Source organism: Rhodovulum strictum (assembly GCF_009649175.1).
GTDB lineage: Bacteria > Pseudomonadota > Alphaproteobacteria > Rhodobacterales > Rhodobacteraceae > Rhodovulum > Rhodovulum strictum.
Window position 1 is genome coordinate 1 of sequence record NZ_WJPO01000037.1, and the last position, 25,598, is coordinate 25,598.

Annotated in this window: 26 protein-coding genes and 1 pseudogene; 6 read left to right on the plus strand and 21 right to left on the minus strand. The window is 69.4% G+C overall.

Translation table 11 applies throughout. The annotated features are described in order from the left end of the window. Positions 1–183: 183 nt before the first annotated feature. The 4 genes and pseudogenes from GH815_RS19300 to GH815_RS17075 form a co-directional block, all read right to left on the minus strand. Positions 184–315 (minus strand): annotated as a pseudogene (locus tag GH815_RS19300) (recombinase family protein); the annotation flags it as partial. A gap of 167 nt (positions 316–482) precedes the next feature. Continuing rightward, complete coding sequence (locus GH815_RS17065; RefSeq protein WP_153749949.1) at positions 483–1,295, minus strand: substrate-binding domain-containing protein; 813 nt, start codon at positions 1,293–1,295, stop codon at positions 483–485. Between the two features lie 16 nt (positions 1,296–1,311). Then, positions 1,312–2,043 (minus strand): ATP-binding cassette domain-containing protein, encoded by a 732-nt coding sequence (locus tag GH815_RS17070; RefSeq protein WP_153749950.1) that lies wholly within the window; start codon positions 2,041–2,043, stop codon positions 1,312–1,314. Next, positions 2,040–2,735, minus strand: a complete 696-nt coding sequence (locus GH815_RS17075; RefSeq protein WP_343030938.1) for an ABC transporter permease — start codon at positions 2,733–2,735, stop codon at positions 2,040–2,042. Before GH815_RS17075 ends, GH815_RS17070 begins: the two co-directional genes overlap by 4 nt. Before the next feature lie 85 nt (positions 2,736–2,820). Here GH815_RS17075 and GH815_RS17080 point away from each other — a divergent pair, with 85 nt between their 5' ends. Beyond that, positions 2,821–3,759, plus strand: a complete 939-nt coding sequence (locus GH815_RS17080) for a helix-turn-helix transcriptional regulator (protein WP_153749951.1) — start codon at positions 2,821–2,823, stop codon at positions 3,757–3,759. Positions 3,760–4,133: 374 nt separating this feature from the next. Here GH815_RS17080 and GH815_RS17085 read toward each other — a convergent pair whose 3' ends face one another. From GH815_RS17085 to GH815_RS17115, 7 genes are all read right to left on the minus strand, one after another. Continuing rightward, complete coding sequence (locus tag GH815_RS17085; protein WP_246176503.1) at positions 4,134–5,312, minus strand: BaiN/RdsA family NAD(P)/FAD-dependent oxidoreductase; 1,179 nt, start codon at positions 5,310–5,312, stop codon at positions 4,134–4,136. A 395-nt stretch (positions 5,313–5,707) separates the two neighbouring features. Further along, positions 5,708–5,971: a DUF6525 family protein gene (locus GH815_RS17090; RefSeq protein ID WP_153749953.1), complete on the minus strand. Its 264-nt coding sequence runs from the start codon at positions 5,969–5,971 to the stop codon at positions 5,708–5,710. Then, positions 5,968–7,197, minus strand: coding sequence for a GTP-binding protein (locus GH815_RS17095; RefSeq protein WP_153749954.1), 1,230 nt, complete (start codon positions 7,195–7,197; stop codon positions 5,968–5,970). Before GH815_RS17095 ends, GH815_RS17090 begins: the two co-directional genes overlap by 4 nt. 166 nt (positions 7,198–7,363) lie before the next feature. Continuing rightward, on the minus strand, positions 7,364–8,836 hold the full coding sequence (locus GH815_RS17100; RefSeq protein ID WP_153749955.1) for an ABC transporter ATP-binding protein: 1,473 nt from the start codon (positions 8,834–8,836) through the stop codon (positions 7,364–7,366). Beyond that, entirely contained in the window at positions 8,833–9,639 is an 807-nt protein-coding gene (locus GH815_RS17105) for an ABC transporter permease (RefSeq protein WP_153749956.1), read from the minus strand. Before GH815_RS17105 ends, GH815_RS17100 begins: the two co-directional genes overlap by 4 nt. Then, positions 9,636–10,565: an ABC transporter permease gene (locus GH815_RS17110; RefSeq protein ID WP_153749957.1), complete on the minus strand. Its 930-nt coding sequence runs from the start codon at positions 10,563–10,565 to the stop codon at positions 9,636–9,638. Before GH815_RS17110 ends, GH815_RS17105 begins: the two co-directional genes overlap by 4 nt. Continuing rightward, positions 10,562–12,067, minus strand: coding sequence for an ABC transporter substrate-binding protein (locus GH815_RS17115; protein WP_153749958.1), 1,506 nt, complete (start codon positions 12,065–12,067; stop codon positions 10,562–10,564). The genes GH815_RS17110 and GH815_RS17115 overlap by 4 nt, the downstream gene beginning before the upstream one ends. A gap of 474 nt (positions 12,068–12,541) precedes the next feature. On the opposite strand from GH815_RS17115, the gene GH815_RS17120 reads away from it, so the two are divergent. Further along, positions 12,542–13,036, plus strand: coding sequence for a MarR family winged helix-turn-helix transcriptional regulator (locus GH815_RS17120; RefSeq protein WP_153749959.1), 495 nt, complete (start codon positions 12,542–12,544; stop codon positions 13,034–13,036). Positions 13,037–13,082: 46 nt separating this feature from the next. On the opposite strand, the gene GH815_RS17125 is transcribed toward GH815_RS17120, so the two are convergent. The 5 genes from GH815_RS17125 to GH815_RS17145 form a co-directional block, all read right to left on the minus strand. Next, positions 13,083–15,077 carry a TonB-dependent receptor domain-containing protein gene (locus tag GH815_RS17125; RefSeq protein WP_153749960.1) on the minus strand — a complete coding sequence of 665 codons (1,995 nt, stop codon included), beginning with the start codon at positions 15,075–15,077 and terminating at the stop codon, positions 13,083–13,085. A gap of 139 nt (positions 15,078–15,216) precedes the next feature. Next, on the minus strand, positions 15,217–15,978 hold the full coding sequence (locus GH815_RS17130; RefSeq protein WP_153749961.1) for an ATP-binding cassette domain-containing protein: 762 nt from the start codon (positions 15,976–15,978) through the stop codon (positions 15,217–15,219). Then, on the minus strand, positions 15,975–16,925 hold the full coding sequence (locus tag GH815_RS17135) for an iron chelate uptake ABC transporter family permease subunit (protein ID WP_153749962.1): 951 nt from the start codon (positions 16,923–16,925) through the stop codon (positions 15,975–15,977). Before GH815_RS17135 ends, GH815_RS17130 begins: the two co-directional genes overlap by 4 nt. Then, positions 16,918–17,883 (minus strand): ABC transporter permease, encoded by a 966-nt coding sequence (locus GH815_RS17140; RefSeq protein ID WP_153749963.1) that lies wholly within the window; start codon positions 17,881–17,883, stop codon positions 16,918–16,920. The genes GH815_RS17135 and GH815_RS17140 overlap by 8 nt, the downstream gene beginning before the upstream one ends. Further along, positions 17,873–18,781 carry a siderophore ABC transporter substrate-binding protein gene (locus tag GH815_RS17145; RefSeq protein WP_153749964.1) on the minus strand — a complete coding sequence of 303 codons (909 nt, stop codon included), beginning with the start codon at positions 18,779–18,781 and terminating at the stop codon, positions 17,873–17,875. Before GH815_RS17145 ends, GH815_RS17140 begins: the two co-directional genes overlap by 11 nt. A gap of 132 nt (positions 18,782–18,913) precedes the next feature. Here GH815_RS17145 and GH815_RS17150 point away from each other — a divergent pair, with 132 nt between their 5' ends. After that, a complete protein-coding gene (locus GH815_RS17150) occupies positions 18,914–19,216 on the plus strand; it encodes a DUF2218 domain-containing protein (protein WP_153749965.1) in 303 nt (100 codons plus the stop codon). Positions 19,217–19,230: 14 nt separating this feature from the next. On the opposite strand, the gene GH815_RS17155 is transcribed toward GH815_RS17150, so the two are convergent. Then, entirely contained in the window at positions 19,231–21,180 is a 1,950-nt protein-coding gene (locus tag GH815_RS17155; RefSeq protein WP_153749966.1) for a TonB-dependent receptor domain-containing protein, read from the minus strand. 576 nt (positions 21,181–21,756) lie between these two features. Between GH815_RS17155 and GH815_RS17160 the strand changes: the two genes are divergently transcribed. Together GH815_RS17160 and GH815_RS17165 are read left to right on the plus strand one after the other, a co-directional pair. Continuing rightward, the gene (locus GH815_RS17160; protein WP_153749967.1) at positions 21,757–22,476 is read left to right on the plus strand and encodes a hypothetical protein; all 720 of its coding nucleotides are present in this window, start codon (positions 21,757–21,759) and stop codon (positions 22,474–22,476) included. A 284-nt stretch (positions 22,477–22,760) separates the two neighbouring features. Continuing rightward, positions 22,761–23,285 (plus strand): hypothetical protein, encoded by a 525-nt coding sequence (locus GH815_RS17165; protein ID WP_153749968.1) that lies wholly within the window; start codon positions 22,761–22,763, stop codon positions 23,283–23,285. Positions 23,286–23,386: 101 nt separating this feature from the next. On the opposite strand, the gene GH815_RS17170 is transcribed toward GH815_RS17165, so the two are convergent. The 4 genes from GH815_RS17170 to GH815_RS17185 are packed head-to-tail and all read right to left on the minus strand — an operon-like array spanning position 23,387 to position 25,123. Next, positions 23,387–23,848: a hypothetical protein gene (locus GH815_RS17170; RefSeq protein ID WP_153749969.1), complete on the minus strand. Its 462-nt coding sequence runs from the start codon at positions 23,846–23,848 to the stop codon at positions 23,387–23,389. Continuing rightward, the gene (gene hemP, locus GH815_RS17175) at positions 23,845–23,991 is read right to left on the minus strand and encodes a hemin uptake protein HemP (protein WP_153749970.1); all 147 of its coding nucleotides are present in this window, start codon (positions 23,989–23,991) and stop codon (positions 23,845–23,847) included. Before hemP ends, GH815_RS17170 begins: the two co-directional genes overlap by 4 nt. Next, entirely contained in the window at positions 23,988–24,131 is a 144-nt protein-coding gene (locus GH815_RS17180) for a hypothetical protein (RefSeq protein ID WP_153749971.1), read from the minus strand. The genes hemP and GH815_RS17180 overlap by 4 nt, the downstream gene beginning before the upstream one ends. Before the next feature lie 50 nt (positions 24,132–24,181). After that, positions 24,182–25,123, minus strand: a complete 942-nt coding sequence (locus GH815_RS17185; RefSeq protein WP_153749972.1) for an NAD-dependent epimerase/dehydratase family protein — start codon at positions 25,121–25,123, stop codon at positions 24,182–24,184. A 264-nt stretch (positions 25,124–25,387) separates the two neighbouring features. Between GH815_RS17185 and GH815_RS19060 the strand changes: the two genes are divergently transcribed. Further along, positions 25,388–25,598 (plus strand): hypothetical protein (locus GH815_RS19060; RefSeq protein WP_211365117.1); only part of this gene is annotated, 211 nt, incomplete at its 3' end.

A 25,598-nucleotide genomic window follows, 5' to 3' on the forward strand; every position in this document is an offset into this window, starting at 1 on the left:
AAGACCTTCCTTTCCGCCATCGCCCTCGCCGCAACCGTCCTGTTCTGGCTTTGACGATCAATGAGTCTGGAGCCTAGCTGGACCTTGCGCTGCGCCGGGGGGCGGCGCTGGCCACGCTGGGTGCAAGGCTTGCCACAGCCGCGCGCCGAAGGCGTTGCGCTGGCCTGACGGCGCTCTGCCTGGCAACCCCCACCGTTCTGCTCGGTCCAGGAGCATCGTGACCGATGGCACCTGCCAGCACGTCCGCCCGCGGGGGATCCGTTCGCGCATGGCCTCCAGCCGGTCGCAGATGGCTTGCAGGGTGATGTCGGGGTCACCCGGCGCTTGAGCGCAGCGTTGCCGGACGCCTCCTTGGCGATCAGTGCCGCGAGGCGCGACGCGCAGAGGGTGAAAGGCTGCCTGACAGCGATGCAGCAATCGGTCCGCAGCATTCCGTAAAAATGCTGGCGGTTACCGAGCTCTGCTCAATCGAGGCAGCTGCCTTATTCCGCGTTGGGGAAGAACAGCTGCTCACCACCGATCTGGAAGCTGGCGATGGCGGCCTGGCCTGCGTCTGAGATGATCCAGTCGATGAAGGCCTGGCCCTGTTCGGCCTTCACATGCGGATGGCGTTCGGGGTTCACCAGGATGATGCCGTAGGGGTTGAACAACACCGGGTCGCCTTCGAACACGATTTCCAGATCACCGCGGTTCTCGAAGCTCAGCCATGTGCCACGGTCGGTCAGCGCATAGGCGGGCACCTGGGCAGCGGTGTTCAGCGTCGCGCCCATGCCCGAACCGGTGGACAGGTACCAGCCGCCCGCAGGCTCGATCCCGGCTGCGGCCCAGAGGTTCTTCTCGGCTGCATGGGTACCGCTGTCGTCCCCGCGCGAGGCGAACGAGGCCCCGGCCCCGGCGATGGCGGCCATGGCGGCGGACGCGTCGGTGGCGTTGCGCAGCCCCGCCGGATCGTCGCCCGGGCCGACGATGACGAAGTCGTTGTACATCACGTCGAAGCGCTGCACCCCGTAGCCCTCGGCCACGAACTGCTCCTCCTGCGCGCGGGCATGGACGAAGACGACATCGGCATCGCCGCGCCGTCCGGTCTCAAGCGCCTGGCCGGTGCCCTGCGAGACGACGCGGACCTCGATGCCCGTCTCCTCTTGAAAGATCGGCAGGATATGCCCGAACAGCCCCGAGTTCTCGGTCGAGGTGGTCGAGGCGACGGTGATGAACTCCTGCGCGGCTGCCGGCTGGGCGGCGAGGATCGCCAGCGTTGACGCTGCGGACAGGATGAAGCGGCGGGTGTGGGTCATCGGTCTCTCCCTTTGGTTACCAGATCAGATCGCCCGCGAGAAAGGCGCGGGCCTCGGGGGTTTCAGGCCCCGTGAAGAACTCGGCCGAAGATCGGTGCTCGATCAGCCGACCGCGATGCAGAAATGCCACGTCCTGCGCCAGGCGCCGGGCCTGACCGAGGTTGTGCGTGGTCATGACGATGGTGATCCCTTCGGCCGAGAATTGCTCGACCATCTCCTCGATGATCCGGGTGGCCGAGGGGTCGAGCGCCGAGGACGGTTCATCTAGGAACAGCACCTGCGGCCGCATCGCCCAGGCGCGCGCCAGCGCCAGTCGCTGCTGCTCGCCCCCAGACAACAGGCGCGCGGGCCGGTCGGCCAGCGGGGTCAGGCCAAAGCGGTCGAGCGTGCGGGCGACGGCCTCGCGGCGCGCCGTGCGGGCGAGGCGCCTAAGCGCCAGCGGATAGTCGAGGTTCGCCGCGACGGAGCGGCGCAGCAGGACGGGGCGCTGAAAGACCATCGCCTGCGCCTCGGCCCGGCGCTCGCCGCTGGCCCAGTGGCGGCGACCGACGGTCGGGTCGATCAAGCCATGGCAGAGCCGAAGGAACAGGCTCTTGCCTGCGCCATTGGCGCCCATCACCACAAGTCGCCGCCCGGACTTGATTTGCAGCGAGACGTCCGACAGAAGCGGCCTGGCCCCGACCGCATAGCCCACATCCTCCAGCGACAGCGGCAGGACGGACGGCGAAGTGTCGCGCGCGGCCCTCATCCCAACCGTCCCCGCGCCCACTGCCCGGCCCCCCAGGCGGCGGCGTTCAGCGTCAGGGTAAGAGTGAGCAGAATGATCCCCAGCGCGACCGCCAGCCCCAGATTGCCGCGGTTCGTCTCCAGCGTGATGGCGGTGGTCATCGTGCGGGTGTGGCCCGCGATGTTGCCGCCCACGATCAGCACGGCACCGACCTCGGCCGAGGCGCGACCGAAACCCGCCAGCACGCCGGTCAGCAGACTCACGCGCCCGTCCCATAACAGCGTCGGCACCGACCGCAGCCTGCCCGCGCCGAGGCTTTGCAACTGTTCGCGATATTCGGCCCACAGATCCTCGACCACGGACCGCGTCAGCGAGATGACGATGGGCAGGATCAGCACCGTCTGGGCGATGATCATCGCCGTCGGAGTGAACAGAAGCGCGAGTGAGCCGAAGGGCCCCGAGCGCGACAGCAACAGATAGACCACCAGCCCCGCAACGACAGGCGGCAGCCCCATCAGGGCGTTGAACAGCACGATGACCGCGCCGCGCCCCGGAAATCGCGCCAGTGCCAGCGCCGCGCCCAGCGGCAGGCCGACCGCGCAGGCGATCAGCACGGCCGTCAGCGTCACGCGCAAGCTGAGCCCGATGATCTGCATCAGGGCGGGATCGCCGCTGGCGATCAGGCTGAGAGCAGTTGCGAAAGGGCCATCCACGGAGAATCCCTACATAACCAGTAGAAGAAGATCAGAACTCAAACTATGATTCAAACATGCAGATATTGCAGGAGATTGCATCAGAATGCAGGACACCCAAGTCGGGCTGGTGACGAACGCAGCCGAATCTGCGGCCGCGTCAGCGACCTCGTCGCCCCTGATGACCACCGGAGAGGTCGCCGAATACCTGAGGGTGAAAGAGCGCACGATCTACGATATGGTCGCGCGCCAGACGATCCCGTTCAGCCGCGCCACCGGCAAGCTCCTGTTCCCGCGTCGGCTGGTCGATGCCTGGCTCGAGGCCCAGACCGAACTGCCTGGCACCGGTATCGCCCCCGCCCCGCCGATCTATGCCGGTTCGAACGATCCTTTGCTGGAATGGGCGCTGCGCCAGTCGGGCAGCGGGCTGGCCGTGCTGGCGCGCGGATCGAGCCAGGGGCTCGAGGATCTGGCTGCGGGTCGGGCGGTACTGGCCGGGTGCCACCTGCTCGACCCCGCGACGGGCGAATGGAACCTTGCCGCCGCGCGGTCGCACCTGCCCGGAACAAGCCATGTCCTGATCCACTGGGCGCGCCGAACGCAGGGTCTGATCACCGCCGCGGGCAACCCGCTGGAGATTTCGGGAGTGAAGGACGCGGCACAGCGCGGCCTGCGCTTTGCCACGCGCGCAGGCGGCGCGGGCTCGACCCGGCTGTTCGAGGTGCTGCTGGCCCGCGACGGGTTGACGATGGGCGATCTGACCACCGTGGACCGCCCCGCCGAAACCCATGCCGATCTTGCGACGCTGATCGAGACCGGCGAGGCGGATTGCGGCCTCGGGCTCCAGTCCGTTGCCGGACATCTGGGCTTCATTCCCCTGGTCACGGATGAAAGCTTCGATCTGGCCATGACGCGCCGCGACTATTTCGAGCCGCCCATCCAGACCCTGCTGGCCTTTGCCCGCTCCGACAGCTTCGACCGCCGCGCCGCGCATCTGGGCGGCTACGATCTGACCGACCTCGGCAAGGTTCTCTGGAATGGATGAACGCGTCCCGATGCTGTGTATTGCGCGAGCGGCAGTTCCGGACGGGGCCGCGTGTTTGGCTGAAGGTCCATATGGGCCGAGGCAATGCGAAAACCCGGTTCTCGCGAACCTGACAAGAACACTTTCCCACCCGACGTCTTCATGACCACATTTGGCGGGAACCTTGTTGTTGCCTGATGGCTGTCGGCGAATGCTGTTCCGCGGGTGACGCTGTCAGGCCGAGTTTTCACACAGCCTCGGTCGACCTGGTCGGTCCGGGAGGTATTGCGCATGCCGAAGCTTCCGTCAGCCCCTGACGCCGACAATCCCGGTGGCACCAATGGCACATGCCAGGAGACACATCGTCGAGCGGGCGTAGCCCGGTTGTGGCGCCCTCAGACCGCCTGCCCGGCCGCCCAGCCCGAACTCCAGGCCCATTGAAAGTTGTAGCCGCCCAGCCAGCCGGTCACATCGACCAGTTCGCCCACCACATGAAGCCCCGGAACCGAGCGGGCGGAAAGGCTGCGTGCGTCCAGATCCCTGGTGTCGACGCCGCCTGCCGTCACTTCGGCCGTGCGCCATCCTTCGGTTCCGGCGGGAACCAGCTGCCAGTCATGGATAGACCGCGAGAGCGTCTCGAACCCCGCCCGGGTCTGGTCCGCCAGTCGCCCCGAAAGCCCAGCCCGCGCCACGACGCTGCGCGCCAGTGCCTGCGGCAGATCCAGAACATTGGCCAGGTCGCGCGCCCCCAGACCTGCCGACCGCCCCGCTTCGGCCTCGGCCGCAAGGTTGCGCCCCGGGCACAGGTCGACACGGATCGCGCGCCCTGGGGTCCAGTAGCTGGAAATCTGAAGGATCGAGGGGCCGGACAGCCCGCGATGCGTGAACAGCAATCCCTCCTCGAACGCGATCTTCTGCCCCTCGACCCCCACCCGCGCGTGGACCGACAGTCCGGCCAGCGGGCGGATCGCCTCGAGCTGTGCATCGGTGAAGACCAGCGGCACCAGGGCAGGCCGGGTCGGCACGATCCTCAGGCCGAACGCCTCGGCCACCCTGTAGCCGAAATCGCTGGCCCCCATCTTGGGGATCGACTTGCCGCCGGTCGCCAGGACAACCGCGCGGGCTGCGAACTCCCCTGCGTCGGTTTCGACCCGGAACCCGCCATCCGCCCCGCGTCTCACCGCCCCCGGGCGCACGCCCAGCCTGAGTTCACCTCCGGCGGCATGCAGATCGCGCAGCAGCATGTCGACGATCTGCCGCGCCGAGCCGTCGCAGAAAAGCTGCCCCAGCGTCTTCTCGTGCCATGCGATACCGGCACGCGACACGCGGTCGATGAAATCCTGCTGGGTGTACCGGCTGAGGGCCGATCGTGCGAACCGCGGGTTCTGCGACAGGAAGCGGTCCGGCGTGATCTGAAGGTTGGTGAAATTGCAGCGTCCCCCGCCCGAGATGCGAATCTTCTCGCCTGCCGCCCGGGCATGGTCCAGCACCACCACCCGGCGGCCCCGGCGCGCAGCCTCGATGGCGCACATCAGGCCCGCCGCCCCGGCCCCCAGAACTATCGCGTCCCACATCATCCCGGCCCTGCAATTGCCGATAGCTGATAGTCCCGGAACGCCTGCGGCGCCAGATCGTTCGGCGCGAAGACCGCACCTGTCGCCCCTTCTGCGAATGTCCATCGGGCGGACATCGCGTTTCCCCGCGTATCCTCGTCACGCGTCGCGCTGCGTCTGGCTCTCAACCTTCGGTGCCCGCCCCTCAAGGGAACAGGAACGGGATCGCGTCGATCCCCGGCAAATGCCAACAGTGCCGGAATGCCGTGCCTTTCGTTCGAACCCGGGCATCGCCGGTGCGAGGGGCGGGCTGGCAGGCTTGCCCATGGACGGCACCACATCGGACGGGGTTCTCGACAGGGTGGCGGCCGCCCCGGTGCCGCTTGCGCCCCTGAAAGGGTTGCGGGTTGTCGTCCTCAGGGCGAGCGCGCGGCGCCATTCGGCGCGCGCCTTTCCCGTTCCAGCGTTGCGCGTTCTGCGGCCGAGAGCCGTGCAAGGGCCTCGGCTTCGCAGCCGGTTTCGGCCAGCGCGCGGCGCCAGATCCGGGCTACGGAGATGGCGCTCCAGGGCAGCACGGCCTGGGCTACCCAGGCGCGGGCGGGTGGGGGCAGGCGGTCATGCGCGGCCATCGGATTGGTCCGCGCGCGCGGTGGCAGCGGGCTGCGCGCATTGCCTCTCATGCGGCGCCCCATTGCGGGAACGGATCGGGAAGCCGGATCCAGGCATCGGGCTGGAACGTCGCTTCGGGCACAAGGCAGCGGTTCAGCATCGCGGTGATGCGCGCGCGGTTCATGCTGCCCAGCGTGCCGATGAACACCATTTCCTGCCGCCGGTCGCCGAACTCGCCCGCCACCTGCTCTGCCATGCGTTCGCGCGCCTCGGGCGGCCAGTGCTTTTCGGGGACCGCGGCCCACCATAGCCCGAGGCCGCGGACCTCGACCGCCGATCCGGCCACCGAGAATTCGCCCGCCCAGTGCGGCCGCGTCGCGATCCAGAAATGGCCCTTGGCACGGATCACGCCGGGCAGCGGCGTGTCGAAGAACTCGGCCAGCCTGGCGGGGTCGAAGGGGCGTTCGGCGCGGTAGACGAAGCTGGTGATCCCGTATTCGGCATCCTCCGGCACATGGTCGGCGAAGCCGTACAATTCCTTGACCCAGGTCGGATGGAGATGCGCGGCCTCATAGCTGAACCGGCCGGTGCCCATGATCTCGGCTGGGTCGACCTGCGCATGGTCGGTCTCGATGATCTTCGCATCCGCGTTCAGCGCGCGCAGGATCGCGCGGGCGGCGGCCAGATCCGCGGCCGTGGCCGAGGAGACCTTGTTCAGCACGATCACGTCGGCGAACTCGATCTGGTCGGTGAGCAGATTGACCAGCGTGCGCGGATCGTCCGGGCCAAGCTCTTCGCCGCGATCCTTGAGGAAATCCTGGCTGGAGAAATCGCGCAGAAGGTTTGCGGCATCGACCACCGTCACCATCGTGTCCAGCTCGGCCACATCCGACAGCGACCGGCCCTCCTCGTCGCGGAACTCGAAGGTCGCCGCGACCGGCAGCGGCTCGGAAACGCCGGTGGATTCGATCAGCAGGTAGTCGAACCGGCCTTCCTCGGCCAGCCGGCGCACCTCGATCAGCAGGTCGTCGCGCAGCGTGCAGCAGATGCAGCCATTGGTCATCTCGACCAGCTTTTCCTCGCCCCGGGACAGTTCGCTGCCCGCGCGCACAAGGTCGGCGTCGATATTCACCTCGGACATGTCGTTCACGATCACCGCGACGCGGCGCCCGCCGCGGTTGTTCAGCACATGGTTCAGAAGCGTCGTCTTTCCGGCCCCCAGAAAGCCCGACAGCACGGTGACCGGCAGCTTGGCGGCCAGGGCCGGGCCATGCGTTCTGTCCTCGGCAGAGGTCATGTCTTTTCCCTTTCGTTCGATGCGGCGCACCTGCCAGATGCGGGGCCATACGAAAGTTATAAGATAACATTACGCCGCGCAATCCGGTTTCTGACGCCCGCGCGCGGCCCCGCAGAATGCGGCCTGCATCTGCGCCGGACGAAAGGCGGACCGGCAAGCGGCCCGCCTACCGAAGGATGGCGGGCCGCTCCATCCCGCGATCCTTCCTCCGGATCGCGGCGTCACGGGCGCTTTTCCGGCCTTCCTGCATGGGAAGACAGGTGGTCACGTCTGCGACCCTTTCGATCAGGACGGGGTCGTGGCTGACCAGCGCGATGGCAAGTCCATCGCTGCGGGCCAGATCGGCAAGCAGGCCGATGATATCCCGCTGGGTGATGGGATCGAGGCGCGATGTCGGCTCGTCGGCAAAGATGAAGCGGGGTTTCGCGAGCATTGCGCGCAGAAGGGCGAGGCGCTGAAGCTCGCCTCCCGAAACGGAACCGGGGCGGCGGGCAAGAAGCCCCGGAGCAAGGCGCAGGCGGTCCAGAAGGCCCCCGATTCGGTCGGGGGGCGCCGCGTGCAGCCGTGCCACGTCGCGCAGGGTCTGGCCGAGGGGCCGCGTCCGCGGGAACGCCGCGACAGGGTCTTGCCAGAGCTTCTGGAAAGCCGTCGGCGCCAGACCCCGGGCACGGGTGATCTGGCCGCGCTCCGGGGTCAACATGCCGAGGAGCGCGTCGCCAAGGCTCGATTTTCCGCAACCCGAGGGGCCGGTGATCCCCAGAATCCGGCCCGCGCGAAGCTCCAGCGTCAGCCCGTCGACCAATCGCTGTCCGCCGCGCGACAGCGTGAGGTCGCGGGCCTCGAGCACGGTCTGACCCGCTTCGCTCGGGGCAACCCGCCGGGACCAGCTTTCGGGATCGGCGGCGATCAGTTCGCGCGTATAGGCCGCCTGCGGGGCCGACAGCACGGCAGAGGTGGCACCGGTTTCCAACACGGCGCCGTCGCGCAGGACCATCAACCGCCCCCCGATCCGGCGGGCAAGCGCCAGGTCATGGGTGATGACCAGAAGCCCGCCGCCCCGGGCCAGCGCGCCCAGCAGCAGTTCCGCCACATCGTCGCGGCGTGCGGCGTCCAGGCCCTTGGTCGGCTCGTCGGCGATGACGATCGGGGCGCCGCCTGCGCGGGCCGCGGCAATGGCGACGCGCTGCGCCATGCCGCCCGACAGCTGGTGCGGATAAAGCGCGCTCGCCGCACCCAGCCCGAGTGCCTGAAGATCCCGCGCTGCGCGGTCCCGTGCCGCGCCGCCGGGCAGACCCCGCACGAGGCGGTGCGCCTCGGCCACCTGCGGGGCTGCGCGCATCAGCGGGTCGAGCGACAGCCAGGGCTCCTGCGGCAGGACGGCGATCTGCCGTCCCCAGAGGCCGCGAAACGCCGCGCGGTCCCCGGCAGGCAGGCTGCGCCCACCGATGCAGACCACGCCCGTCGCGCGCAGGCTTGCGGGCAGGGTGCCCATGATCGCCTGCGCCAGCAGGCTCTTGCCCGAGCCCGTCTCGCCCAGGATCACCAGCGGCTCGCCGGGGTTCAGGGTCAGCGAAACCGGCGCGACAAGCCGGACCGCTCCGTCGAGAACCGTGATGTCGGTGGCGGAAAGAAGCGTCATGTCCTGTGCCCCCCGGCCAGCAGCGTCAGACCCAGAAGCAGGGCAAAGGTGGCCAGAACCGGCGTCAGCAACGCCATCGGCGCCTCGCGCCAATAGGGCAGCAGTTCCACCATCATCAGCCCAAGCTCCGGCGTGGGCGCGCGCATGCCGACACTGACAAATCCAAGCGCGGCGATGCCCATGATCGCGGTCGCCGTGCCGAAGGCGGCGGCGGTCAGCATCAGGGGCGCGATCTCGGGCCATAGATGCGTTCGCAATACATAGGGCCAGCCGAAGCCCAGCAGGCGCGCCGCCTGAACCGCGGGTGAGGCCAGGGTGGCGCGGGCGGTGGCGCGGGTCAGGCGGAAGAACTCCACCCACAGGACCAGTGACAGCCCGGCCCAGAAGCCGGTCGCCGTGCCCGGCATGATCGCCAGCACGATCAGCACCATCAACAGCCCCGGCAAGGCCAGCAGCGCATCGGCGAGGATGACGAGCAGACGCTCGACCCAACCGCCCCGCAGCGCCGCCACCACGCCCAGAACAAGCCCAGCCGCCGCCGCCGTCGCCACCGCCGCCAGCGCGATCAGGGGCGACAGCCGCAACGCATGGACCAGCCGGTGCCAGAGCGACCGGCCCAGGTGATCGTAGCCGAAGGGCGCGGCGGGTTCAGGCCCGGCCAGCGACTTCATCAGCGATTGCGCAAAGGGATCCCCCGGCACAAGGACCGGCCCCAGCAGGGCAAAGGCGGCGACAAGGCCCAGGATCGCAGCCACGAGGATGCGGCCTGTGGGCAGGGCCCGGGGCAGGACGGCGGCGGTCATCGCGCCCCCCGCGGGTCGATGCGGGCCGCCAGAAGGTCGATCAGCGCGTTGACCAGCACGAAGCCCAGCCCCAGCATCAGTGCCGTGCCCTGCACCATCGGCACATCCCGCGCAAAGACTGCATGGACCAGCGCATGGCCGATCCCGGGCCAGCCGACGATGGATTCGATGACCACGACGCCTTCGACCAGCAGGACGAACTGGAGACCGAGATAGGTCAGCAGCGGCACCGAGACATTGCGCAACCCGTGCCGCCACAGGACTTGCGCGCGCGACAGGCCCTTCCACTGCGCGAAGGCATAGAAGGGCATGGCGCCGACGCTTGCCATCGCGTCGCGCGCGATCCGCGCGTTCACCGCCGCGAGTCCCAGCGCCAATGCGAACGCGGGCAGGATGAAGTGGCGCGGCTGGCCATATCCGGCGGCGGGCAGCCAGCCCAGTTGCACCGACAGGACCAGGATCAGGATCAGCGCCATCAGGAACTGCGGCACGGCCTTGAGCGCGGTCGAGACGACCAGAAGCACCCGGTCGAACAGACTGCCCGGCCGGAGGCCGGCCAGGATGCCAAGCGGCGGGCCGATGACAAGCGACAGGCCCACCGCAGCCAGCGCCAGCCACAGCGAGGCACCAAGCTGGTGGCCGATTTCCGCGATCACCGGCTGGCCGGAAACCAGCGACACCCCGAAATCCAGCCGGAAAAGGTCGCCCATCCATTGCAGGAAGGCCCCGAGCCACGGCCCGTCAAGGCCAAGCTCGGCCCGCACTGCCTCGGCTGCGGCGACATTCACGTTGTCATAGCCGTAGCGCCCCGCCGCAATGCGCCAGGCCGCATCGCCGGGCAGGCTGCGCATCATCGCGAAGGTGGCGGCCCCCACCAGAAGGGCCACCACCACGGCCTGCACGAGCCGCGAGACCAGGATCGTCATTCCGCGAACCGCAGCCCCGGCAGGCCGAAGCTGCGTTCCCACGGGTCGATCACCGCGCCCTCGATGCCGGTGCGCACAGCCAGGGTCTGCTGGTACCAGGCGATCGGGATCACCGGCAGTTGCTCCTGCAGGATCGCTGCGATCCGGGCGCGTTCGGCATCGCCGCCCTCGCCCCGGGCCAGCGCCTGCGCAAGCGCGGCGATCTCGGCATTCTGCCAGCCCATGGCGCCCCAGTCGCCGCCCGGCGCATAGTCCGACAGGATCGTGCCGATCGGGTCGGGGATCAGCGCGAAATTGCGTGCGAGAAGCCCCAGTTCCAGCGTGCCCGCCTGATGGCCCGCAGGGATCTCGGAGGAATTGGTCGAGTTGATCGTCAGCTCTACCCCGATGGCGCGGAATTGCTGCTCCAGAACGGCGGCGACCAGCGGCAGTTCGGGGCGGTCTGGATAGGTCGTCAGCGTCAGCGCAAGGCGCTGTCCGTCGCGGCTCAGGATGCCATCGGGTCCGGGCACCCAGCCAAGACCGGCAAGAAGCGCCCGGGCCGCGTCGGGGTCATGGGCCAGAGGGTCAAGCGCCGGGTTGTGCCAGTCGCCCATGGCAGGCGGGAAAAGCTGGTCGGCACCTTGCGGATAGCGCAGCACGGCCTGCGCCAGCCCTGCGCGGTCGATGGCAAGGCTGAGCGCCCGCCGCGCCTCGGGGCTGTTCAGGAAGGGATGCGCGGCGTTGACCTTCAGCAACAATGACCGCGGGATCGCCACCGACAGGATCTCGACCGCATCGGAGCGCGAAAGCCGCGTCACGGTGGCAGGATCGAGGGTGAAGACGAAATCGGCATCCCCCGATTCCGCCATCAATGCCCGCGTCTCGGCCCGGCCCACCGCCGTATAGGTGACCGCAGGCACGTTCGGCTGTGCGCCCCAGTACTCGGGAAAGGCCGTCGCGCGCAGGGACAGGGGCGGGGTCAACGAGGTCACACGGTAGGGGCCGGTGCCGATCACCGCCACCGCCTGCCCGTCCGGCCCATAGGCTGAAGGCGCCAGGATCTGCGCGCGGGCTTCAGCGAGGAATGCGGGAAGGGCGGCGACAGGTTCGCCAAGCGCGATGACCAGCGCCCCCGGTTCCGGCGTGAGCGCGGCAATGGGCAGGCTCGCCAGCGGCCCGGGCTTGCCGCGCGCGATCTCCAGCGCGCCTGCCACCGTCGCGGGAGTCATCGGGGTTCCGTCATGGAACAGAACATTTTCGCGCAGGGTGAAGCGCCAGGTCAGGCCATCCTCGGAAACGCTCCATCCGGTGGCGAGGCCCGGCAGCAGCCGGCCCTGCGGATCGGCGTCCACAAGGGTTTCGGCAATGCCCATCCGGGTGAAGATATGGCCGGTCGTGGACGGCTCGGGCGACTGGATCTCGAAAGGCGCCGCAACATCGAGGGTCGTTCCGGCATGGCCAGGCAGGGCCAGACCGAGGGCGACGAGACCGGCTAGAAGGGAACGGAAGGGGTTCTGCATGAAGGGGGCTCTTTCAGGATTGCTGAGCGGTCGGGGCGTCATGTCCGCAGCCCGGATGCAAGGAGCCGAAAGGGCCCGCCGCGGAGCTGACGGCACAAGGGCAGACTGCTAGTTATGTGATGACGTAACATATTGCAAGCCCGGCGCCGCGCAAGGGTCGGGCTTCGGCCCGCCCGCGGGCGCGCAGGGGCACCTGTCACGGAAAGGGGGGATCGGGACATGGGACAACACCAGCCTCCGCCTGGGTTACGGGATCTGGCGTCTGGCTGGATCACCTTACCCTACGAAAACAGTCGGAAATCGGCAAGGCGTATCGCCACGACAGGATGTCGCGCAGCGCAGGCCGGGTTGACGCCTCATGTCGGCCGGCCCGCCACGGCGCCGTCCCCACCGCGCGCGGCAGCGGGCCCCTCGCCAGCGCCCTGGCGACGCGCTAGGCTTTGGCCCGTTCAGCAGAATGCCCCGGAGGCCGCCATGACCAGCAACAGCGTGTTGCGAGGGGACAACGTTTCCACCGCCGGGGCCGAATTCGGCGATGAAGACCCGTGCATTGCCTATAACCGGGTTTTCTTCGCGTTGCTGCGTATCGACCGCTCGATCATGCCCGCGATCGAAAAGGTGCTACGCGAGGCGGGGATCGCCGACCCGATCTGGTACGAGATACTTCTGGCCACCGAAGAAGCGGGCGCCGACGGCATCCGCATGATCACACTGCAACGCCGCTTGTTCGTTGCCCAATACGCGCTGTCGCGCCATGTCGCGCGGCTGGAAAAGGCAGGGCTGATCCGTCGCGAGGCCAGCGCCGGGTCCGGAAGGGGTCAGATCCTGCACCTGACCGAGGCGGCGCGCGGGCTGCACGAACGGGTGTGGACGGTCTATCACGAGGCCATCCGCAACGCCCTTGCCCCGCGCATCAGCACCGACGAGGCCTATGCCCTGGTCCGGATGCTGAACAGGCTTTACACCTGACCGGGGCACGGCCCCTGCCCCGGCCTGCGTCAACCCGCCTGCTCCGTCAGAAATCGTAGGACGCCATGATCGAGAGGGTCCGGCCGGGCTCGTAGATCGGCGTGACGCTGGCATAATCGGCGCCATATGTGGCCCGGTCGGCATATTGTCGGTCGAACAGGTTGTCCACGCCGAACCGGACCGCCATGCCTGCGACCCCGCTCCAGCGGTATTCGGCAAAGAGGTTCAGCACCGCGTAGCCCGGTATCGCCTGGTCGGAGCCCGTCGCTACCCTCCTGTAGGCCGAGGCGGCCTCGACGCTGCCGCCGAGGGTAAAGGCGCTGCCCTCGGGCGTGTGCTGGATTTCCACCGCCAGAACCCCGCCCAGCGGAGCCCCCAGATCGAGCGCGGCATAGCTGTCGGGGGTCGCACCATCCACGCTGATCCGGCTGTAGGCATAGCTGCCGCGCAGGAACCCGCCATCCCAAGCATAGCCGAGGCCCAGGTTGAACCCCCGGCTGCGCGCGTCGCCCGTGGCATTGCTGCCAAAGGTGCTGGTGCGGGCATTGGCGATTTCGGTCAGGAATAGTTCGCCATCCAGCCGCAGCCGGTCGGCCTCGTAATCGAAGCCGAGGGTGTAGTTCGTCCCCCGCGAGGCCCGCACCCCGCCATAGTCCCAGCCCGGATTGAAGATGAAATTATCCTCCAGCGCCACGCCGCCGAACACCGACGAGACGCCGCCGCGCAGCGTCAGACTGTCGGTCAAGGCATAGGCAACCGAAAGATTGCCGCTCAGGCCCGAGAACGCCCGGTTCCATCCGGTCGTTCCGGTGAAGTCCTGCCGATCATGGCGCAGCCCGAAGGACAGCGAAAGCGCCTCGGTCGGATCAAGCCGGGCCTGGGCGTAAAACCCGAGATTGTGGGCCTTTTCGGTAATGCCGGGCGTCGCGTCGTCGCTGTAGGTGCTGGTGCGGTCGTAGAAATCCACGCCCGCAGTCACCGTGCCCGTCGCGATGTGGAACCGGTTCTCGATCCTGCCCGATATGGTTTCGGAATCACCCCAGCTCGTGCCGAGGGCGGGGGCGGTCGGCTGGTCGACGCCGATGCGGACCTGCGACTTGCCCAGCACGATCCGCGGATCCCAGAGCCCGGTGGCCTGGGTATTCTCGTAGGACAGCGCAAGGGTGTCGCGGGTGGTGTCATACCGGCGCGGATCGCGCGGCGCCCCAACCCCGATCATGTTGGCGCGGAACGGGCGCAGGGCGTCGTCTTGCGGCCGTTGGCCTGACAGTTCGACGCGGTGCCCGTCGGGTGCCTCGTAGGCGAACTTGAGCAGCGTCGAGGTGATGTCGGCCGCACTTCCCGCGACCTCCAGCCCCGAGCCGGTCCGGTAATCGTCGCCCGTCGCCCGCTTGCCATAGGCCAGCCATTCCAGCCCCTGATGCTGCCCCGCCAGCGTGACCGACCGGCCCAGCGTCCGCCCGTTATCGGCAAAGGACAGCCGCGCGGTGCCGCCGATCGCGCGGCCGGGTGCCAGGATGTCGGTGGCGTCCACGGTCTCCATCACCACCGCACCGGCCAGCGCATGCGGTCCGGCATCGGCACCCGTGGCGCCGGCATCGACGCGGACGAATTTCAGCAGCCCAGGATCGAAGGCATTCGCCGAGACGTGGTGAAAGATGCGGTTGTTCTGCGCCACCCCGTCCACCGAAACGGCCAGGTTCAGCATGTCGACGCCGTTGACGAAGATCTTCTGCGCCACCGGGATCGCGCCCCCGACCGAGACCGAGGCGATGCCCGCGAAAAGATCGCGCAGATCGCCCATCCGCGCGCGCTCAAGCTCTGCATCGGCGACATAATGGCTGTTGCCGCGGTCGGCCGCGTTGCCGTCGGGATCGCGCGCGCGGACATGGGCCGGATCGAGGAGGAGCAGCCCCAGATGAGTCGTGCCCTGCTCGTCGGCACGGACCTCGATGCCCGATGCCAGCAGGCTTGCCGCGCTGCACAGCAGGGCAAGCCGGATGCGGTTGGACGTTGTTGAAAGGAAGGAATGATCGGCCATGTCATGCTCCAGAGGTTCGTTTCTGGCTGGACCATGGCCTGGCTGACGCAGACGGGTAGCATTGGTTAATGCATCATGCAACTGCATGAAATGCGCGGCCACGGGGTTTTCGCCGCCGCAGCAGCATCCGCGCCACAGGCTAGAGCGTCATCACCAGCCGCCGCCCGGCATGTTCGATCACCTCGAAGGCGGTGTCGAAGACCTGTTCCAGCAGATCGGGACGCAGCACCCTGGCTGCGCTGTCTGCGGCGATCACATGCCCGGCCTTCATCGCCACCACGCGGTCGGCCCAGATCGCCGCCGCATTGATGTCATGCAGCACCACGACGACGCTGCGCGCCCCCGGGCCGGGCCGCGACAGGGCGTGCAGCCGTGCCATCAGGTCGCGGGCGTGGCGCGGGTCGAGCGCATTCAGCGGCTCGTCCAGCAACAGCCAGGGCGTTGCCTGGGCATGCGCCATCGCCACCATCGCGCGCTGGCGTTGCCCGCCCGACAGCGTGTCGAGCGGGCGGTCGGCCAGTGCGTCGAGCTCGAATGCCGCCAGCGCCGCGGCGGTAGCCTGCGCATCCTCGGGCCCCGGCCGCCCGCCATGATGGGGCCAGCGCCCGAACGCCACCAGTTCGCGCACCCGCAACCGGCTGGCCAGTGCGGGCGATTGTTGCAGGATCGCCACCTGCCGGGCGCGGGTGCGGTCGGGAACGGCGAACGGGTCCATGCCGTCGATCCGCACCGACCCCGCCGCGGGCCGATTCAGCCCCGCGATGCAGTGCAGCAGGCTTGACTTGCCCGCCCCGTTCGGCCCGATCAGCGCGGTGATCCCGCCTGCGGGCAGGCTGAGCCGGATGTCATGCAGGATCGGCACCGGCCCGGCGCGATAGCTCAGCGATGCAACCTCGATCATCCGCGCCTCCGCCGAAGCACAAGGGCCAGGAACAGCAGGCCCCCGAAGAACTCTACCAGAACGGCCAGGGTCGATTGCATCCCCAGCAGCCGCTCGAAGACGACCTGCCCCGCCACCAGGATCGCCGCGCCCGACAGAGCCGCGGCGGGCAGGCTCAGCGCATGACGGTCCGAGCCCGCCACCACCCGGCCAAGGCTGGCAGCCAACAGCCCCAGAAAGGTGATCGGCCCGACCAGCGCAGTCGAGACCGCGACCAGCGCGGCGACCAGCGCCAGCGCCAAGAACACCACCCGGTCATGATCCAGCCCCAGCCCCCGCGCCATCGGCCGCCCCAGCCCCGCTACGTCGAGCGCGGGCGCCATGCGCAGCGCCGCCGCCCCGGCCAGCGCCAGCACCAGGGCCGCCACGGCAAGCTGATCGCGCTCGACCGCGCCGAAGCTGGCGAACATCGCCTGCTGGACCACCGCATATTCCGAGGGCGCCAGCAGCCGCTGCGCCATCTCGGCCAGCCCGCGCAACAGGACGCCCAGGATCACCCCGGTCAGGATCATCCGCACCACGTCGCCCGCATCGCGCCGCATCAACAGCCCGAACAGCGCCGTCGCCGCCAGCATCAGCAACGCCGTCTCGCCCAGAAACCGCGCGAAGGCGGGCAGCCCGGCGACCGCCAGCCCGCCCAGCATCAGCACCAGCCCGGTCTGAAGGAAGATGAACAGCGCATCGAAGCCGACGATGCCCGGCGTCAGCAGGCGGTTCGCTGCAACCGTCTGGAACAGCACCGTGGCAATGCCGGTCGCCGCCCCCACCAGCACAAGCGCGGCCAGTTTCGTCGCGCGCAGCGGCAGCACGAAATCCACCGGCCCACTGATCTGCCAGAACAGGAACAGCGCCGACAGCGCCCCCAGCAGCCCCGCCAGCGCCCAGAGGGCCGCGCGCCCCCTAGCCATGACCGCCCCGCCGCGGGGCCGCATGCAGCAGCCACAGGAACACCCACGCACCGAACACGCCAAAGACCGTGGCGGACGGGATCTCGTAGGGATGGCGGATCAGTCGGCCCAGGATGTCAGCCGCCAGCACCAGCCCCGCGCCGCCCGCCGCCACCAGCGGCAGGTTGGCGCGCAGGTTGTCGCCGCGCCAGCGCGAGACCAGGTTGGGCGCGACCAGGCCCACGAAGGGCAGCGCACCCACCGTCACGATCACCAGCGCCGTGATTGCCGAGACTACCGCCAGCCCCAGCGCGCGGGTCTGCGCATGGTTCAGCCCCAGGCTGCGCGCCTGCGCCTCGCCCAGACCCAGAAGCGTGATCCGGTCGGCCAGCGCGTAAAGCAGAACCGCAAGCGCCGCGATGGCCCAGAGCAGTTCGTATCGCCCCTGGACCACGCCCGAGAACTCGCCCAGCCGCCAGGTGCCGAGATACTGCATCAGGTCGGCATTCCACGCCAGCCACAGGCCGATCGCGCCCAGGATGCCGCCATAGATCAGCCCCACCAGCGGCAACATCATCGGATCCTGCCGCGGCAGCCGTGTCGCCAGCGCCAGAAACCCCGCCGTGCCGATCATCGCGGCAGCCGTCGCGACCGACATCTTCCACAGGATCGCAGCGCCCGGGGCCAGCATCGTCACGGCCAGAAGCCCAAGCATCGCCGCCTCGGGCGTGCCGGTCAGGGCGGGTTCCACCAGCCGGTTCCGGACCGCCTGCTGCACCACGACCCCCGCCAGTGCCAGCCCCATCCCGGCCAGCAGCGCCGCTGCGGTTCGCGGAAAGCGGCTGACCGCGATCAGCCAGCCCGCCCCCAGATCGCCTGAAAACAGCGAGGCCGCGCCGATCGACAGGCTGAGCGCCGACAGCAGAACCAGCGCCGCTGCACAGCCCAGCCAGAGCGCGGCGGGGCGCCTAGCTGTCATGGGCCGCAAAGGCCGCGATCAGCTCGTCCAGCGTGGCCATCATCGACTGCACACCGCCGCCCGCGATGTAAAGCGGCGCGCTGGACAGATGCACGATCCGCCCGGCCTGCGCGGCCCTTGTCGCGGCCACCAGCGGGTTGTCCAGAGTCGCCTCGGCTGCCTGTGCGGCGGCACCGATGGCGGCGCCCCGGTCCACCACGATCAGCCAGTCGGGATTCACCTGCGCGATGAACTCGAAAGAGATTGCGGCGCCATGGGTTTCGGCGGCAAGGCCCGGATACGCCTCGGGCAGGTCCAGCGCGCGATGCAGCCAGCCGAACCTGCTGTCCGCGCCATAGGCCGAGATCTTGCCGCCATTGGTCAGCACGATCAGCGCGTTGCCCTTGCCCGCGACGGCATTGCGCGCCGTCTCGATCCGGGCCTCCAGCGCGTCGGTCAGCGCCGCGGCCGCATCCGTCCTTGCGAACAGCGTGCCATAGGCGGCGATGCGCGCCTGCGCCTCGGCCAGCAGGTCGCCTTCGGCGATGGTCATGTCGATGGTGGGGGCCAGCCGCGCCAGCGCCGCCACCCGTGGCGAGGACCGCCCGCCCGCCACGATCAGGTCGGGACCAAGCGCCGCCAGCGCCTCGAGATCGGGTTCGAAAAGGGTGCCGACCCGGGCCGCGCCGGCCGCCACCTTGTCGAGATAGGGCAGGTAATGCGGCGACGGCACGCCCGCGACGGGCACGCCCAGGGCGGCCAGCGTGTCTAGCGCCGCCATGTCGAGGACCGCCACGGTTTCGGGCAGGGCTGCGATTTCGGCCGGGCCGGTCGCGGTGTCGATCCGCACCCGGTCGGCATGTGCAGGAAAGGCCAGGCAAAGGGCCAGCGCCAGCGGCGCCGCGAAACGGCTGCGCATCGGAAATCCTTTCGGTTCGGGGGCGGCGGCTGGCGGCTGGCTGGCAGGGCCCGGGATCTGTCTGCCTCCGATAGCGCCTTGTCCAGCCGGGGGGCAAGGGCTAATCTTTAGAAAATCACTCAGGAATGACCAATGCCCCAGCTTGCCGATACCGGAACCTTCGCCACCGCAAATGCCAGCCGCTATCTTCAGCAGTTGTGCAGGCATTTCGCCCACAAGGTCGAGGTGTCGTTCGATGCCGCAAGCGGCCGCGCCGCGCTACCCCCCGGTCCGGCGACATTCAGCGCCGACGCCCAGGGCTTGCGGGCGCAGGTCACCGCCGACACGCCCGAGGCGCTGGAACAGGCCCGCCGGGTCGTCGACAGCCACCTTGCCCGCTTTGCCTGTCGCGAGGGGTTCGAGCGGATGGAATGGCGGGGGGCCGCACCGGCCTGACGGCCCCCCATGGCTCAGAACCGGAATGTGGCGGTCATCCCGACGCTGCGCCCCGGTTCGGTCAGGGCGATCACGCTGGCCGCGTCGATGCCGTCGGAACTGCGCGCCTCGTAGGTCGCGTCGAGGACATTGCGCAGATCGAGTCGGACCTGAACCCCGTCCAGCGCCTTCGGCGTAAAGACGGCATGCAGGTTCACCACCTCGTAGCCCGGCAGCGTCACCGCCGTATCGGTGTTCTTCAGCGCGATCTCGGCCGACCCGCCGACGCGCCAATGGTCGTTGACGTCCCAGCCGGTTTCCAGCGCCATCACATGCCCGACCGGGCGGCCCAGATAATAGGCCGTCGATCCCACCGCATCCCCGTTCAGCTCGACATCGGCATAGGTGTAGTTCAGCGCGGCAAAGCCCTGCGCCCCGGTCCAGCGCAGCGCGCCCTCGAAGCCGGTCGAGGTCAGGTCCGCCGTCGCGCCGCGGGCGCCCCCGCTGGGCAGCACGGCCGAGATGTCGTCGACCTCGGTACGGAACAGTGCGCCGCTGACCGTCCAGGGCCCGCTGTCATGGCGCAGCCCCAGCCGCGCGGCATTGGCGCGCGAGGTGGTGAAGCCCGCATAGTTCCAGGCGCCGCCGAAATCGACCAGCGCCGCCTCGCCGAGTTCATAGCCGCCCCAACTGGAGGCAAGCCCCGCATTCAGCGTCAGCGTGTCGGTCAGGATCACATCGACCGAGCCATTCGCACTCAGCCCGCTGCCATCGAACCGGCTGCCATCGGCGCCCTCGAATTCCTGGATGTCGTAGCGCAAGCCGTAGGAAACCGAGACCCGCGCGCCCAGATCCTGACGGGCCTGGGCGAACAGGCCCAGGTTCCACATCTCCTCCTGCCCGCTGCTGGCGAAGGCACCGGTGCCCCGTCCCCGTCCCTTGGCGATCTCATCGAAGAAATCGAGCCCTGCGGTCAGCGTGCCGTTGCCGAGTTGCCAGACGTTCTTGGCCGTTCCGCTGAGGCTGGTGTTCAGTCCCCAGACGCCCGAAGCGTCGATTTCCTGCTCGTTGTAACTCAGCTGGAGGCTCGGGGCGAACCAGCCCTCGGGGGCCTCGTCGGTCCAGGTCAGGGTGTAGGATTCGCGCCGCGCATAGCCGTCGATCAGCACGTTCGGCCGACCCACCACCTCGGCAAAGTCCGGCCGGGTGAAGAACAGCCCGCCCGGGCCGGCCTGCGCGGCGCGGCGCCCGGTATCCTCTGTCCGCGACGCGGCAAACGACAGCCGCTTGCCGGTGCCGGTGGTGTAGGCCAGCTTGGCGATCAGGTCCGTCAGGTCAGCCTCGGTGCCCTCGACGGTCTTGCCGCTTCCGTCCTTGTAGTCGCTGCCCGTCTGGCGCGTCCCGCTCAGTAGGAATTCCGCACCGCCCTGACGGCCGAAAAGCGTCAGCGTGCTGCGGATGTCCTTGCTGTTGGTGGTGGCGCCAAGGGTCATCAGGCCGCCGAAGCTCTCGCCTTCTTCCAGCAGGTCGCGGGCGTCCTTGGTCTGGTAGGCGATGGCCCCGGCCAGCGCACCGGGGCCGGCATCGGCGGGCGCCAGCCCCTTGCTGATCTCGACCGATTTCAGAAGGGCCGGGTCCAGCAGCACGTTGCCGGTGTGGTGAAAGGCGGACTTGTTCTGCCGGGCGCCGTCGATGGTGATCGAGAGCAGGCTTTCCTCGATCCCGTTGACAAAGACCTTCTGCGCGATGGCCGCGCCGCCGCTGACCGAGACCGAGGATTCGCCCGCGAACACGTCCCGCACCGTCGCGGGATTGCGCCGCGCGATCTCTTCGCTGGTGATCTGGTAATTGCCCAGAAGCGCCTGGGCCTCGGCCCCCTCGATGCGCAGCGTGCCGAGAAAGACCGGATCGAGTTGCTGGGCCGAAAGCGTTGTGCCCGCGAAGCAGGCGGTCAGGAGCAGGAGCCCCCGCGAGGTGTGGTGCATGCGATTTCCCCCATCTTTGAACGAATGGCTGGACGGCACGCATTGCGGCGATCTGGCTGGCGAAGTCTCGTGCCGATGCCGGGTATACCCGAGCGTTTTTGTCGGCCGGACTCGTTGATGACAACCCGATCCGGAAAAGGCAAGGGGCCGCAGCGCGAATCCGGGCCGCAGGCCGCAACCCGGTGCGGGGTTTCGGTTTGCGCCATCGCGGGACATGCTTGACTATTTTTGTCGGAAAAGTCATGCAGGGGCGTTGACCTGTCGTCGCCAGCCGTTCCGCCAGCGCATCGCACCTACTGCCTGGGGAAATCCTGCCATGAAACCGGCTTTACGGCGCCGCGCGCGCGTTCTGACCACGACAGCCCGCCCCCTGTCCGGGTCTGCCGGGCGGGCGCTCCCGCAGGGCCTCTCCGTACCGCGCCGGACCGGATGCGGCTTGGCGGCGCGCGCAGGCGCGCGGCGATCCGAGCCCGGCTGCGGCCGCCCTTCTCATCCTTCCCTGCCGGGCGCGCACCGGCCTGAGGCTGGGCGATGCTTTCCGGCGGGCCCGGCCGCCACCCCCGAAAGGAGGATCGCATGACAGACCTGACACCGTTCCCCGGACAAAGCTGCGAAAGGCTGGAGGGTCTTTCCCCCGGCGTGATTCTCGCCCGGCTGGCCGGCATGAGCCGTGTCCGCATCTCGGCCTGTTCCGCGGGGGTGATCCATGAACGCATCGGTCCGCTGGAGCGGGTGGTCCGCTCGGGCGGGACGGCGCGGATCGAGGGCGCGTGCCACGCGGCCACGGTCGATCTGGCGGCGCTGTCAGCGGTGGTGCTGGACCGCGGCCCGCTCCTTGCCGGTGCGGGATCTCCCCGGCTCGATTTCCTGGACATCGGCGGCGTACGGCTCTTTTCGGTCATGGCGATGGGCGGCCTCGGCCGGTTCGAGCGCCTCGTGACGCGCACGTGCCGCAGTCCTGTGCGATTCCCCGCTGGCGGGGTTTCGGCCCGCCGCAGCCCGGTTCGGACCATGCCACCCGATGACGCCGCGCGGCGCCCGTTCTGCCAGCGCTGCGATACCGGCGTCGAGGCCGCGATCACGCTCGACCGCATCGGGCTGCGGCAGAGCTGGCGCGGCCGGATCGAGGGGTTCACCGTGGCCATGGGCTATCTGACCGTCGAAACCCCCGATTTCCGCCTGCACATCGCCGCCGGCGCCATTGCCCGCTGGCGGCCCGGTCCGGACGGCCTAGCGGCGATCTGCCCCGAAGGCCGCCCGCTGGGGCTGACGCTCGCCTCTCCGGCGCTGGCATGAGCGCCGCGCCGGCGCGGCGCAAGCCGGGGCCGGGCTTCGCAGGGCGAGACGGCGCAAAGTTTGCGCTTGCCATGCCTTAGTATTTTTGTCAGGTTATGTGCAACTCACGCCAGACGCACTGCGCCAGCCGAGGACGGAACACCGCCCTTTCGGGGAGGCCTGCGGGCGACTGGCCAGGATGGCCGGCATCCGCCGCCTCCCCGGAAACGAAGGAGGAGGATGCCGATGCCCCTTACCTTGAAGGATATGGCCCTCGGGCCCGCGCTGCGCCGGGACCGGTCCGCATGAGCGGGCGGTGCGACCGCCGCCTGGGGGCGGGCGAAACCCTGCTGGCGGATGCCGGGTTCGACCCTGCCGAAACGGCCGTCCTGACCATCGCGCGGCTCTTTTTCCAAAGTTTCGCCATCCCGCAGGGCCATGCCTGGATCGGCGCATTCGCCCGGGCGGGGGCGTTCTTTCCGCCCGGCATGGCGCGCGCGCGGGGGCCGGAAATAGCGGTAGCGATCCTTGCCGCCGTACAGGCGATGCGGGCCGCGCGCAATTCGGGGTTCCGCTTCTCGAACCCGGATTGTCCCGGCTGCACCCGCATCCTCGGCGCGCATGAACGTCATTTCATGGATGTGCTCTGCGCGTTTCGCCGTGGCGCGCGCAGCCGCGCCCATGCCGCCTCCATGCTGATCTGCGAGGGCAACCCCGCCGATCCCTTCCTTACCGCGATGGCGAATCTTGCAACCCTGATCGGCCCCCGAACCCCCTCATCGGGACGGCCGGAAGGGGTGCAGGCAGATCGGGGCCCGGTGGCGCCCTGATCCTGCCCCCTGCCGGGCGATCGGGCGGCCGGCAGGGGGTGGTCTTGCGGCCCGGCGCGGTTTCGGGGCCGCGCGCCCGCCCGACCCCGCATCGGGCCGATCTAGTGCAGCGCCGCGCCCAGGGCGCCCGTCGGCCGGGCGCGGACAAGGCCGAGCAGCGCAAGGCCAAGTATCTCGGCCACTGCGACCGCCTGAAAGGCCGCCTGCGGCCCCATCAGCGCCAGCGCAAAGACCAGCGCATCCTCGCGTTCGCCGCCGATTGCGGCAGCCACCATCTGGGCAAAGGCATTCTCGTCGTCGCCCACCTCCGGGTGGTCCGGCGGATGGCGCGCCAGCGGGCGGCGTCCTGCCGTCAGGACCAGCTCCATCAGCGCATCCAGCGCCTCTTCATTGGACTGTGCGCTGCTGCCGAAGACCTGCGCGAAGTTCCGCCGCATCCGGGCCCGTGTCGCGGGGCCCGCGCCCCAGCCGCGCAGGCAGCGGATCGCGGCGCGCTCGACCGGCGGCAGCTCGGACAGGCGGGCGACGGGCGCGGCGCCGCGGCTGCGGGACAGCGCGCTCATTTCGTCAGGATCAGCTTGCCCGCGCGGGTGATGCGCAGGCTATAGGCCGCCCCGTCCAGCACGATCACCGCTCTGGTGCCGCCCTCGGTCAGGATTCGGGCCTGATGCACCGGAGACGCGGGCGAAAGCGGCTGGGCGTTCATTGCTCCGCCTCCTGCTCGCGCGCCGCAAGCCGGTCCAGGATGGGTTCCAGCGCGGTCTGGCCCGGCTCCGGCCCGATCCCGTCGCCCGACAGGATCTGGCGCCACAGATCGCACAGATCCGGTGCCGGTCCGCGGCGCATGCCCGTTGGCGCGCGCGGCGCAATGCGCTGTTTCATCGTCGTGGTCCCGGTCACAGGGCATCGGCCATCTCCGTCGCTGCCTTCTCCGCGTCCAGGATTGCGGCCAGCCCCTCGCGATAGGTGGGAAAGGCCAACGCAAAGCCCGGCAACGCCCTGAGCCGGTCGTTGCGCAGCCGCCGGTTCTCTGCCCAGAAGGCGGCCACGCCTGGCGGCAGCGCGGCCGGATCGAATGCAACCCGCGGCGGCGGCGGCAGCCCCAGAAGCTGCGCGGCATGGTCCAGAACCTCGGTCGGCGCGGCGGGCAGATCGTCGGAAAGATTGGTCAGCCGCTCGCCCTGCGGATGGGTCATCGCGGCCAGGATCGCGCCCGCGACATCCTCGGCATGGATGCGGTTGAAAACCTGCCCCGGCTTGACCAGCGCCTGCGCCCGGCCCGAACGCATCTGCGCCAGCGCATTGCGCGGGCCGGGGCCATAGATGCCCGCGATCCGCAGGATGTCGAGCGCCGCCCCCTGCCGCACCGCAACCGCCCGCCAGCCGATTTCGGCCCCGACCCGGCCGCGCGCATCCGCGCTGATCGGGGCTGGGGGGCGGGTCTCGTCGATCCAGGCGCCGCCGCAATCGCCATAGACCGCGCTGGAGGAGAGATAGCCGATCCAGCGCGGCGCGCCTAGGTCCAGCCCCGCCCCGGCCAGCGCGGCCAGAACGGGACAGGCAGCCTCGGGCGGGGCGGTGGGATCGGGCGGGACCGAGACCAGCAGATCGGTCACCCCGTCAAGCCAGTGGCGCAGCCGGTCGGCCGATGGCGGGCGGGACGTGTCGAACAGATGCACGCCAACCCCCTGCGCGACCAGATCGGCGGCCCGCAACGGATCGCGCGTCGTGGCCGACACGCGCGCCCCGGCCGCATGGGCGCGCAGCGCTGCGCGGCTGGCGGTGTAGCCCGCGCCAAACACGAACAGATGCCGCCCGGCCAGCGCCCCGCCGCTCATGCGGGCACCCTGGGGCTCAGGCGGTTGCGGGCGGCGCTGCTGGGCAGGGGCATCAATCGGGCTCCATGACGTTGAAAGGGCGGGAATCGGCGGGGGCGCGCGGCCTGCCGGAACGAGCAGGAAAGGCGGCATGTGACAGAGGGGGGCGGGCGGACCCCACGCGGGGCTCTTGCGGCGTTCATCCTGTGCGTCCTGACGATGGCGCAGGGGACCGGGCGACGAGCTGGGGCCTGACGATGGCGGGCGACGGCGGAGTCGCGCCCCATGTCCGAGTATTTTTATCAGGAAATGGGGCAGCTGAAAAGCCCCTTCGCGCAGAGGCGACTGCCGCAGACGGTCGGGACGGGAACGGGACACTCCCCCTGTCGCCGCGCGGGGTACGGACAAGGCAGCCGTGCGCGCAACCTCCTGCCGCCAGACGGGGCGCTGCCGGCCCGGCCATGCTGCGCCGGTTACATCCCGCCCGATTTCGCCT

Bases quoted from the DNA above. Each gene is read 5' to 3' on its own strand.
- GH815_RS17065 (WP_153749949.1), bottom strand. From the start codon at position 1,295: ATGACCCACACCCGCCGCTTCATCCTGTCCGCAGCGTCAACGCTGGCG.
- GH815_RS17070 (WP_153749950.1), bottom strand. From the start codon at position 2,043: ATGAGGGCCGCGCGCGACACTTCGCCGTCCGTCCTGCCGCTGTCGCTG.
- GH815_RS17080 (WP_153749951.1), top strand. From the start codon at position 2,821: ATGCAGGACACCCAAGTCGGGCTGGTGACGAACGCAGCCGAATCTGCG.
- GH815_RS17085 (WP_246176503.1), bottom strand. From the start codon at position 5,312: ATGTGGGACGCGATAGTTCTGGGGGCCGGGGCGGCGGGCCTGATGTGC.
- GH815_RS17090 (WP_153749953.1), bottom strand. From the start codon at position 5,971: ATGAGAGGCAATGCGCGCAGCCCGCTGCCACCGCGCGCGCGGACCAAT.
- GH815_RS17095 (WP_153749954.1), bottom strand. From the start codon at position 7,197: ATGACCTCTGCCGAGGACAGAACGCATGGCCCGGCCCTGGCCGCCAAG.
- GH815_RS17100 (WP_153749955.1), bottom strand. From the start codon at position 8,836: ATGACGCTTCTTTCCGCCACCGACATCACGGTTCTCGACGGAGCGGTC.
- GH815_RS17105 (WP_153749956.1), bottom strand. From the start codon at position 9,639: ATGACCGCCGCCGTCCTGCCCCGGGCCCTGCCCACAGGCCGCATCCTC.
- GH815_RS17110 (WP_153749957.1), bottom strand. From the start codon at position 10,565: ATGACGATCCTGGTCTCGCGGCTCGTGCAGGCCGTGGTGGTGGCCCTT.
- GH815_RS17115 (WP_153749958.1), bottom strand. From the start codon at position 12,067: ATGCAGAACCCCTTCCGTTCCCTTCTAGCCGGTCTCGTCGCCCTCGGT.
- GH815_RS17120 (WP_153749959.1), top strand. From the start codon at position 12,542: ATGACCAGCAACAGCGTGTTGCGAGGGGACAACGTTTCCACCGCCGGG.
- GH815_RS17125 (WP_153749960.1), bottom strand. From the start codon at position 15,077: ATGGCCGATCATTCCTTCCTTTCAACAACGTCCAACCGCATCCGGCTT.
- GH815_RS17130 (WP_153749961.1), bottom strand. From the start codon at position 15,978: ATGATCGAGGTTGCATCGCTGAGCTATCGCGCCGGGCCGGTGCCGATC.
- GH815_RS17135 (WP_153749962.1), bottom strand. From the start codon at position 16,925: ATGGCTAGGGGGCGCGCGGCCCTCTGGGCGCTGGCGGGGCTGCTGGGG.
- GH815_RS17140 (WP_153749963.1), bottom strand. From the start codon at position 17,883: ATGACAGCTAGGCGCCCCGCCGCGCTCTGGCTGGGCTGTGCAGCGGCG.
- GH815_RS17145 (WP_153749964.1), bottom strand. From the start codon at position 18,781: ATGCGCAGCCGTTTCGCGGCGCCGCTGGCGCTGGCCCTTTGCCTGGCC.
- GH815_RS17150 (WP_153749965.1), top strand. From the start codon at position 18,914: ATGCCCCAGCTTGCCGATACCGGAACCTTCGCCACCGCAAATGCCAGC.
- GH815_RS17155 (WP_153749966.1), bottom strand. From the start codon at position 21,180: ATGCACCACACCTCGCGGGGGCTCCTGCTCCTGACCGCCTGCTTCGCG.
- GH815_RS17160 (WP_153749967.1), top strand. From the start codon at position 21,757: ATGACAGACCTGACACCGTTCCCCGGACAAAGCTGCGAAAGGCTGGAG.
- GH815_RS17165 (WP_153749968.1), top strand. From the start codon at position 22,761: ATGAGCGGGCGGTGCGACCGCCGCCTGGGGGCGGGCGAAACCCTGCTG.
- GH815_RS17170 (WP_153749969.1), bottom strand. From the start codon at position 23,848: ATGAGCGCGCTGTCCCGCAGCCGCGGCGCCGCGCCCGTCGCCCGCCTG.
- hemP (WP_153749970.1), bottom strand. From the start codon at position 23,991: ATGAACGCCCAGCCGCTTTCGCCCGCGTCTCCGGTGCATCAGGCCCGA.
- GH815_RS17180 (WP_153749971.1), bottom strand. From the start codon at position 24,131: ATGCGCCGCGGACCGGCACCGGATCTGTGCGATCTGTGGCGCCAGATC.
- GH815_RS17185 (WP_153749972.1), bottom strand. From the start codon at position 25,123: ATGAGCGGCGGGGCGCTGGCCGGGCGGCATCTGTTCGTGTTTGGCGCG.